At 73.5% G+C, this 7333-nt stretch carries 7 protein-coding genes and 2 pseudogenes; 2 read left to right on the forward strand and 7 right to left on the reverse strand.

Annotation, left to right across the window (positions count from 1 at the left end):
• Positions 1–45: 45 nt before the first annotated feature.
• The 5 genes from ACGFT2_RS08780 to ACGFT2_RS08800 all read right to left on the reverse strand — a co-directional run bounded on the left by ACGFT2_RS08780 (position 46) and on the right by ACGFT2_RS08800 (position 4386).
• Positions 46–837: an SDR family NAD(P)-dependent oxidoreductase gene (locus tag ACGFT2_RS08780; protein ID WP_393274902.1), complete on the reverse strand. Its 792-nt coding sequence runs from the start codon at positions 835–837 to the stop codon at positions 46–48.
• A 58-nt stretch (positions 838–895) separates the two neighbouring features.
• Positions 896–1810: an SDR family oxidoreductase gene (locus ACGFT2_RS08785; RefSeq protein ID WP_393274904.1), complete on the reverse strand. Its 915-nt coding sequence runs from the start codon at positions 1808–1810 to the stop codon at positions 896–898.
• A 185-nt stretch (positions 1811–1995) separates the two neighbouring features.
• Complete coding sequence (locus tag ACGFT2_RS08790) at positions 1996–2625, reverse strand: MBL fold metallo-hydrolase (protein WP_393274906.1); 630 nt, start codon at positions 2623–2625, stop codon at positions 1996–1998.
• A complete protein-coding gene (locus tag ACGFT2_RS08795) occupies positions 2625–3713 on the reverse strand; it encodes an S-(hydroxymethyl)mycothiol dehydrogenase (protein ID WP_393274908.1) in 1089 nt (362 codons plus the stop codon). The genes ACGFT2_RS08790 and ACGFT2_RS08795 overlap by 1 nt, the downstream gene beginning before the upstream one ends.
• A 370-nt stretch (positions 3714–4083) precedes the next feature.
• Positions 4084–4386 (reverse strand): hypothetical protein, encoded by a 303-nt coding sequence (locus ACGFT2_RS08800; protein ID WP_393274910.1) that lies wholly within the window; start codon positions 4384–4386, stop codon positions 4084–4086.
• A 172-nt stretch (positions 4387–4558) separates the two neighbouring features.
• Here ACGFT2_RS08800 and ACGFT2_RS08805 point away from each other — a divergent pair, with 172 nt between their 5' ends.
• The gene (locus ACGFT2_RS08805) at positions 4559–4924 is read left to right on the forward strand and encodes a nuclear transport factor 2 family protein (RefSeq protein ID WP_393274912.1); all 366 of its coding nucleotides are present in this window, start codon (positions 4559–4561) and stop codon (positions 4922–4924) included.
• A gap of 323 nt (positions 4925–5247) precedes the next feature.
• Here ACGFT2_RS08805 and ACGFT2_RS08810 read toward each other — a convergent pair whose 3' ends face one another.
• Positions 5248–6342, reverse strand: coding sequence for a CU044_5270 family protein (locus tag ACGFT2_RS08810; protein WP_393274913.1), 1095 nt, complete (start codon positions 6340–6342; stop codon positions 5248–5250).
• Between the two features lie 202 nt (positions 6343–6544).
• Positions 6545–7048: pseudogene (locus ACGFT2_RS08815) on the reverse strand (RNA polymerase sigma factor); the annotation flags it as partial.
• 106 nt (positions 7049–7154) lie between these two features.
• Here ACGFT2_RS08815 and ACGFT2_RS08820 point away from each other — a divergent pair.
• A pseudogene (locus ACGFT2_RS08820) lies at positions 7155–7333 on the forward strand (cytochrome ubiquinol oxidase subunit I); the annotation flags it as partial.

Here is a 7333-nt window from a genome sequence, read left to right on the forward strand (position 1 = left end):
ACCGACCGGGTGCTGGCGGCACCGGCGGCGGTCTCGGGCCGAGGTTCAGCGGGAGTGCCGTACGGCCTCGTGGAAGCCGGTGTTCACGGCGGTGAGGCCGCCGTCGACCACGAGGGTGGTGCCGGTGATCCAGGCGGCGTCGCGGGAGGCGAGGAAGGCGACCGCGGCGGCGATGTCCTCGGGCTCGCCGACCCGGCCGAGCGGATACAGGGCCCGCACGGCGCCGAGGTCGTCGTCCCGGCCCTCCCATGCGGAGGTGCGGACCGTCCCCGGCAGCACGAGGTTCACCCGGACACCGCGGGCCGCCGCGTGCCCGGCGAGGGTCCGGGTGAGGGAGCCGAGGGCCGCCTTGGCGGCGCTGTAGGCGTGATTGCCGAAGTCCTGCAGGCCGTTGACGGACCCGATGCTCACGATCGCCCCGCGTCCGCGGGCGGCGAGGTGCGGCAGCGCGGCGCGGCAGCAGCGGTAGGCGCCGGTGAGGGTGACGTCGAGGTCGAGCGACCAGGAGTCGTCGGGTCCGTCCTCGAAGAGCGGGGTGTCCGGTGTGCAGTGGGCGGCGCAGTTGACGAGCACGTCGAGCGAGCCGAAGGCGGCCACCGTACGGTCGACGGCCCGCTCGACGCCGGCGCGGTCGGCGACGTCGCACGCGAACGCCTCGGCGGCCAGGCCCCGCCGGCGCAGGCCGGCCGCGGTCCGCTCGGCCTCGGGCAGGTCCCGGTCGGTGACCAGGACCCGGCCGCCCTCCTCGGCGAGCCGCCGGGCGACTGCGGCACCGATGCCACGGGCCGCGCCCGTGACGAGAACTCCGTGTCCCGCGAAGCGGGTGTGATCGGTCATGGGCCGACCGTACGGCGCCCGGGTGCGCCCTTTCACCGGAACGGACGGACCCCGCCGGTCACCGGTAACCGGTGACGTCCGCCGGCCTGCCCGCGTCCTGCACCTCGACCAGGTACCGCCAGGCGTCGGGGCGGCTTCCGTCGACGTCGGTGAAGCCGTACTCGCGGGCCAGGCCACCGCTGGAGAGGGACTGCCCGTTGAACCGCGTCACGTTCTCGTCGGCAGCCAGGGCGGCGACGGCGCGGCCGGGGTACCGGGGTGTCTCGGAGATGGCGAAGTGCGGTTCCCGGCCGAGGGCGTCGCGCCAGTTGTCCTCGCGGACGCCGAACTCCTCGAGCATGATCTCCGAGCGCAGCCAGCCGGGAGTCAGTGCCACGGCCGTGGCGCCGCGCGGGCCCAGCTCGTGGCCGAGGGCGAAGGCCATGCGCAGCACGGAGGTCTTGGCGAGGTCGTAGAAGAAGTTCACGCGGTAGGTGTCGCGGTTGTAGTCGGCGGTGCCGTCGGTGACCTCCACGACCAGCCCGCCGGGGTGGCGCAGCAGCAGGGGCAGCGCGTAGTGGCTGGTGACGGCGTGGGTCTCGACGGCGAGCCGGAGCAGTCTGAGCCCGTCGTCGAGGTCGTGCTCCCAGACGGGGGTGTCCCAGGCGAAGAGTTTCTCGGCTCCCCAGATGTCGTTGACGAGGACGTCGAGACGGCCGTGCTCGTCCGCGATGCGGTCGACCAGGGCCCGTACGGCGGTGTGGTCCAGGTGGTCGGCCGGTACGGCGATGCCGCGCCCGCCGGCCGCGGTGACGAGGTCGGCGGTGTCCTCGATCGTCTCGGGGCGGTCGTACTCCGAGCGGTGGGCGCGGGTGCTGCGGCCGCTGACGTAGACGGTGGCGCCGGCCGCGCCGAGTTCCACGGCGATGCCGCGTCCGGCGCCCCGGGTCGCCCCGGCGACCAGCGCCACCTTGTCCTGCAGCGGTCCTGACATGTTCGGCCTCCCGGGTGGTGCGAGTGCGGTCGTCCTCCACTCTCACGGGAAAGCCGGACATCTTCTGTCGTGTTTACCGGCGTCCGTGTGTACCGGTGTCCGTGTGTACCGGCGTCCGTGTGTACCGGCGTCCGTGTCCACCGGCATCGTGGCACTCGGTCCACCGGCGTCGTGGCACTCGCCCGTCAGTGCCCCCGCTCGATCCATTCCTGCAGGTGGGGGGCCTCGGCGCCGATGGTGGTGGGGTCGCCGTGACCGGTGAGGACCTTGGTCTCGGACGGGAGGCCGAGCAGCCGGTCGCGGATGGAGTCGATGATCGTCGGGAAGTGGGAGTAGGAGCGTCCGGTGGCGCCGGGGCCGCCCTGGAAGAGGGTGTCTCCGGTGAAGACGGCGCCGAGGCCGGGGTCGTACAGGCAGACGGCGCCGGGGGCGTGGCCCGGGGTGTGCAGGACGGTCAGATCGGCGCCGGCGGCCTCGATGACCTGGCCGTCGACGAGGTGCCGGTCGGGGTCGCGGTCCGGGTGGGTGAGTCTCCACAGCGGCAGGTCGTCCGGGTGCAGCCAGATGAGGGCGCCGGTGAGGTCGGCGAGCGCGGGGGCGGCGTCGATGTGGTCGTTGTGGGCGTGGGTGCACACGATGGCGGTCAGCCGGCGGTCGGCCACGGCCTCGGCGATGGCCTCGGCGTCGTGGGCGGCGTCGATGACGATCACTTCGCGTTCGTCGCCGACGATCCACACGTTGTTGTCGACGTCCCAGGTGCCGCCGTCGAGGCTGAACTGGCCGGAGGTGACGAGGCGTTCGATGCGCGTGGTCATCAGAGCACCACCACCGAGCGCAGGACGTCACCCTGGTGCATCCGCTCGAAGGCCTTCTCCACCTCGTCGAGCTGGATGGTCTCGGTGACGAAGGCGTCCAGCGGCAGGCGGCCCTGCAGATGCAGGTCGATGAGCATCGGGAAGTCGCGGCTGGGCAGGCAGTCGCCGTACCAGGAGGACTTCAGGGCGCCGCCGCGGCCGAAGACGTCCAGCAGGGGCAGTTCGAGCTTCATCTCGGGGGTGGGGACGCCGACGAGGACGACGGTGCCGGCGAGGTCGCGGGCGTAGAAGGCCTGCTTGTACGTCTCGGGGTGGCCGACGGCCTCGATGACGACGTCGGCGCCGAAGCCGCCGGTCAGCTCGCGGATCGCCTCGACCGGGTCGGTCTGCCGGGAGTCGACGGTGTGGGTGGCGCCCAGGGTGCGGGCCTTGTCCAGCTTGCGGTCGTCGATGTCCACGGCGATGATCTTCGCCGCGCCGGCCAGACGGGAGCCGGCGACGGCCGCGTCACCGACGCCGCCGCATCCGATGACGGCGACCGTGTCTCCCCGGCCGACGTTTCCCGTGTTGATCGCGGCGCCGATGCCGGCCATGACCCCGCAGCCCAGCAGTCCGGCGACCGCCGGGGAGACGGCCGGGTCGACCTTGGTGCACTGCCCCGCGGCGACCAGCGTCTTCTCGGCGAACGCGCCGATGCCGAGCGCCGGGGAGAGTTCCTGCCCGGTGGCGGCGAGGGTCATCTTCTGCCCGGCGTTGTGGGTGTCGAAGCAGTACCAGGGCCGGCCACGCAGACAGGCCCGGCAGTTGCCGCACACGGCACGCCAGTTGAGGACGACGAAGTCACCGGGTGCCACGTCGGTGACGCCGGCGCCGACCGACTCCACCACACCGGCGGCCTCGTGGCCGAGGAGGAAGGGGAAGTCGTCGGAGATGCCTCCCTGCTTGTAGTGCAGGTCGGTGTGGCAGACGCCGCAGGCCTGGATCTGCACGACGGCCTCACCGGGCCCGGGGTCCGGCACCACGATCGTCTCGACCCGTACGGGTTCGTCCTTCCCCGGTGCGATCACGCCGCGTACTTCCTGCGCCATGGCCTGGCCCCTTCCTTCGATTGCCGTCCCTGCCGACCCTACGCGGGACCGATCGGTAGCGGGGACGGACCACGAGGGTGATCGTGGATCTTTCGGCCACCGGCGGCGTGCGAGACACCGGCCGCCGCGGCTCTGCCGGTTCGGGCTCGCCGCCCCGGCGTGACCGGACAGACGCGATCGGACGGGAACGCGACCGAACATGGCCATTTCGTCGCGGCAATACCCGTACGGCTCGCGGGAGTTCACGGCGGGTGTTCCGCGTGCCCCGGCGGCGGCGATGGCCGAACCGTCAGGACACGGTGCGCCGCTCGCGCCCGGACAGCGGTGAGGGCCGCCTCTGACGGGGGCGGCCCTCACGTCTGCTGTGCGGTCAGTGGATGCCGGACGCCAGGCCGAGCAGGGGCGCGGCGGGGGCGAGGACCTGCTCCACCTGGTTCAGCTGGTTCAGGTCGCGCAGATGCTCCAGCGACTGCAACTGCTCTGAGACCCGCGGGACCCGGTCCCTCTCCGGCGCCGGGATGTCGCTGACGGCGAGCGTGTCCAGCGTGGTCACCGCGCCGAGCTTCCCGACGAGAGGTGCGCCGGCGTCGGCCGCGTTCGCCGTCGGTGCGGCGAGGCCGGCGACCCCGGCGGCCAGACCGACGGCGGCGGCGATACGTCGTGTTGAGATCATGCCCTCAGCAACGGCGGTGGGCCCCGGCCGGACACGGCCGGCGGCCCGCACTCACCCGTGAGGCGGAGCACGGCGCCTGCGCTTGCCGAGGCCGCCGGGCCGGAGGACGCTCGGAGGTGGGGCCCGAGCGGCCTGCCCCTCGTCGGGCCGCGGGCACCTGAGGGAGATCATCATGGGCACCTCGACAGGTTCCGCCTTCGACACCGAGACACTGCGCCGGGCCATAGAAGGGAACACCGGGAACAACCTTCTGTCGCTCTACGCCGACGACGCGGAGATCCGCATCGTCGACCACGCCAACCAGCCCAGCCATCCCACCGTCCTCCACGGCCGGGGCCGGATCGCCGAGTTGCTGGACGACATCTACAGCCGCGACATGACGCACAAGCTGGAGGAGTGCGTCGTGCAGGGCGACCGCGCCGCCTTCAGCGAGTCCTGCGAGTACGCGGACGGCACCCGGGTCCTGGCCGAATCGATGGTCACCTTGCGCGACGGCAAGATCACCGACCAGCTGATCGTCCAGGCCTGGGACGAGTAGGCACGCCCCGGCATGGCGGGCGGCTCGAGAAGGATCGCGCGGGTCCAGGTCAGCACCCGGCTGACCTGGACCTTCTCCGCCCGTGCGGCCCTGGGCCGGGCCCGCCGGGCGCATCCGCGGCGGCGGGCGGCCGCCTCCGGGGCAGGTCCGCCGGTGTCCGTCGCCGTGCTCCGGTCGGTGCTGAGAACGGCGCGACGGCGTCGCGTGCTGCCGCCGGTCGCGCGGACCCGGCACGGCCGCCCACGGTGAACACCACGCGCCCGGCACGGGAGTTGCCGGTCGACGCGACGGCGGTCCGCGGCGGCGCGCGGCCCCCTGGCGGCTCAGCGCATCCAGGCGACGTACGACATGACGTCCCCGGCCTTCAGGCGGAACCGGGGGTCGGCCTTGGCGGCGGTCGACTCCAGGCCCAGGACGGCCCCGGTTGACGGGTCCATGATGAGCATGCGCCGAGCACCGGACGGGTCGTCGTGCACATAGGCCTGGCCGGTGCGCCCCAGCCGGTCGGTCACCCGGCCGACGGGGTGCAATCCGGGGGTGCGGGCCAGGAGACGGGCGAGTGCCTCGGTCTCCCGGGCGCCGAGGGTCCAGTGGTCCAGCAGCGAGTCGACACCGTCGAGGAGTTCGCCGGTGGTCATCGTGCCGTGGACGTACGCGGCCTCCCGCAGGTAGCCGCGCAGCCCTTCGACGTCGTGCGGCGGCGGTGCCTCGGGCGGGGCGTCGCTCCAGCTCGGCGGATAGGTCTGCCGGCTGATCACGTGGCCGTCCGCGACCAGTCCGGGGTGCTCGCCCTCGTCGCTGAGGACGGGCCGGCCGGGGTGGCGCGGATCGGTCGCCACGACGAGCTCCGTGTGAGTGCCGTCCGGCTTCCAGCGCACGATGGTCTCCTGGGGCAGGGTGATCGGCGGCGCCTGGTCGCTCATGCCCATGCTCCACGACTGGGCGTGCGTGCCCTTGCGCAGGCCGGCCGAGCCGTCCGCCGCGGCCGCCCCGGCCCGGTCGGCCAGCAGCGCCAGGGGTACGGGGGTGGAGTCGGCCTGTACGACCAGCGGGCGGGGCGCCGCGGCGGCGGGCGGGGTGTCCGGGCCGCCGAGCAGCGTGGCGAGGGTGACGCTCAGGACGACGCCGGCGGCGGCGAGCCCCCACCGCAGCCGGCCGCGCTGAACGCGGAGCAGGGAGGGCGGAACGCGGAGCAGGGAGGGCGGAACCCGGAGCCGGGAGGGCGGAACCCGGAGCCGGGAGTGCAGGCCGCGGAGCCGACCGGGCAGGCCGCGGAGCCGGGAGGGGCTGGACGGACGCTCGCTCAGCAGCAGCTCCAGCCGTCGCTCGGCACCGTGGTCCAGTGGGCCGTCCCCGAAGTGCGGGCCGTGCGCGGGGGCCGGGTCGACGTGGCGGAGGAGATCGAGTTCGTCAGGCATGGCGGGGTTCCTTGTGCAGCGGTACGCCGATCGGAACGGCGGTGCGCCGCTCGGGGTGCGGGGCGTCCGTCGGCGGCCCCGCAGGTGTGCGGTGGCCGGGCGGCGGCGCGTCCGGCAGCTCACCCGGACGCGCGCGAGGGCCGGCCGGCGCGGCGGGCGCCGGGGACGCAGCGGGCGGCGGGCACGCGGCGCGCGACGGTGCGGACGGGCGCAGGCGGTCGATCTCGGCCCTGAGCCGGCGGCGGGCGCGGTGCAGGCGCATCGCGGCCGCGCGTCTGCCACAACCCAGCGCGACCGCGATCTGCTCGGCCTCGAGATCCTCCCAGGCGGCGAGGCGGAGCACCTCCCGGTCCGCCGGGGAGAGGCGGTCCAGCGCCTCGTGCACCCAGGCGCCCGGAGACTCGGCGTCGGGGCTGTCCACGATGTGCCGGGCGTGCGCCGCCTCGTCGTTGCCCAGCCGGTCCACCAGCCGGCGCCTGCGCCCGTAGCCGCGTACCGCGTTCGCCAGGCAGTTCCGGGCCACCCCGTACAGCCAGGGCAGCGGCGCGTCCGGCAGGTCGTCCCGTCGTCGCCAGGCGACCGTGAAAACCTCCGCCACCACTTCCTCCACTTCGCCGGCCCGCCCCTGTAGCCGCCTCGCGACATAGCGGCTGACCGCCCAGTAGTGCTCGCGATAGGCAGCGGCGAAGATCTCGTCGTTGCTCATGTTCCGTTCGTGTCCGGCACTCCCCGGATCGTCACACCCTTCTTCCGTGACGCTTGTCGCGCCGCCGAGTGTGAACCACGGGAGGGGGAGCGGACACAGGCGGGGCGTGAAGAGGATCAGAGACACCAGGGCCGTGCAATGGCTCACCACGACCGATCACAAGACGATCGGCACGCTGTATCTGACGACGTCGTTCGCGTTCTTCCTGATCGGTGGCGTGATGGCGCTGCTGATGCGCGCCGAGCTGGCCCGGCCGGGTCTGCAGTTCATGTCGAACGAGCAGTT

The organism is Streptomyces sp. NPDC048514, from assembly GCF_043199955.1.
Classification (GTDB): Bacteria; Actinomycetota; Actinomycetes; order Streptomycetales; family Streptomycetaceae; genus Streptomyces.

What these genes read in the sequence shown, in the direction of transcription:
- ACGFT2_RS08790 (WP_393274906.1), bottom strand. Translation starts at nt 2,625, where the DNA reads ATGACCACGCGCATCGAACGCCTCGTCACCTCCGGCCAGTTCAGCCTC.
- ACGFT2_RS08810 (WP_393274913.1), bottom strand. Translation starts at nt 6,342, where the DNA reads ATGCCTGACGAACTCGATCTCCTCCGCCACGTCGACCCGGCCCCCGCG.
- ACGFT2_RS08795 (WP_393274908.1), bottom strand. Translation starts at nt 3,713, where the DNA reads ATGGCGCAGGAAGTACGCGGCGTGATCGCACCGGGGAAGGACGAACCC.
- ACGFT2_RS08785 (WP_393274904.1), bottom strand. Translation starts at nt 1,810, where the DNA reads ATGTCAGGACCGCTGCAGGACAAGGTGGCGCTGGTCGCCGGGGCGACC.
- ACGFT2_RS08805 (WP_393274912.1), top strand. Translation starts at nt 4,559, where the DNA reads ATGGGCACCTCGACAGGTTCCGCCTTCGACACCGAGACACTGCGCCGG.
- ACGFT2_RS08780 (WP_393274902.1), bottom strand. Translation starts at nt 837, where the DNA reads ATGACCGATCACACCCGCTTCGCGGGACACGGAGTTCTCGTCACGGGC.
- ACGFT2_RS08800 (WP_393274910.1), bottom strand. Translation starts at nt 4,386, where the DNA reads ATGATCTCAACACGACGTATCGCCGCCGCCGTCGGTCTGGCCGCCGGG.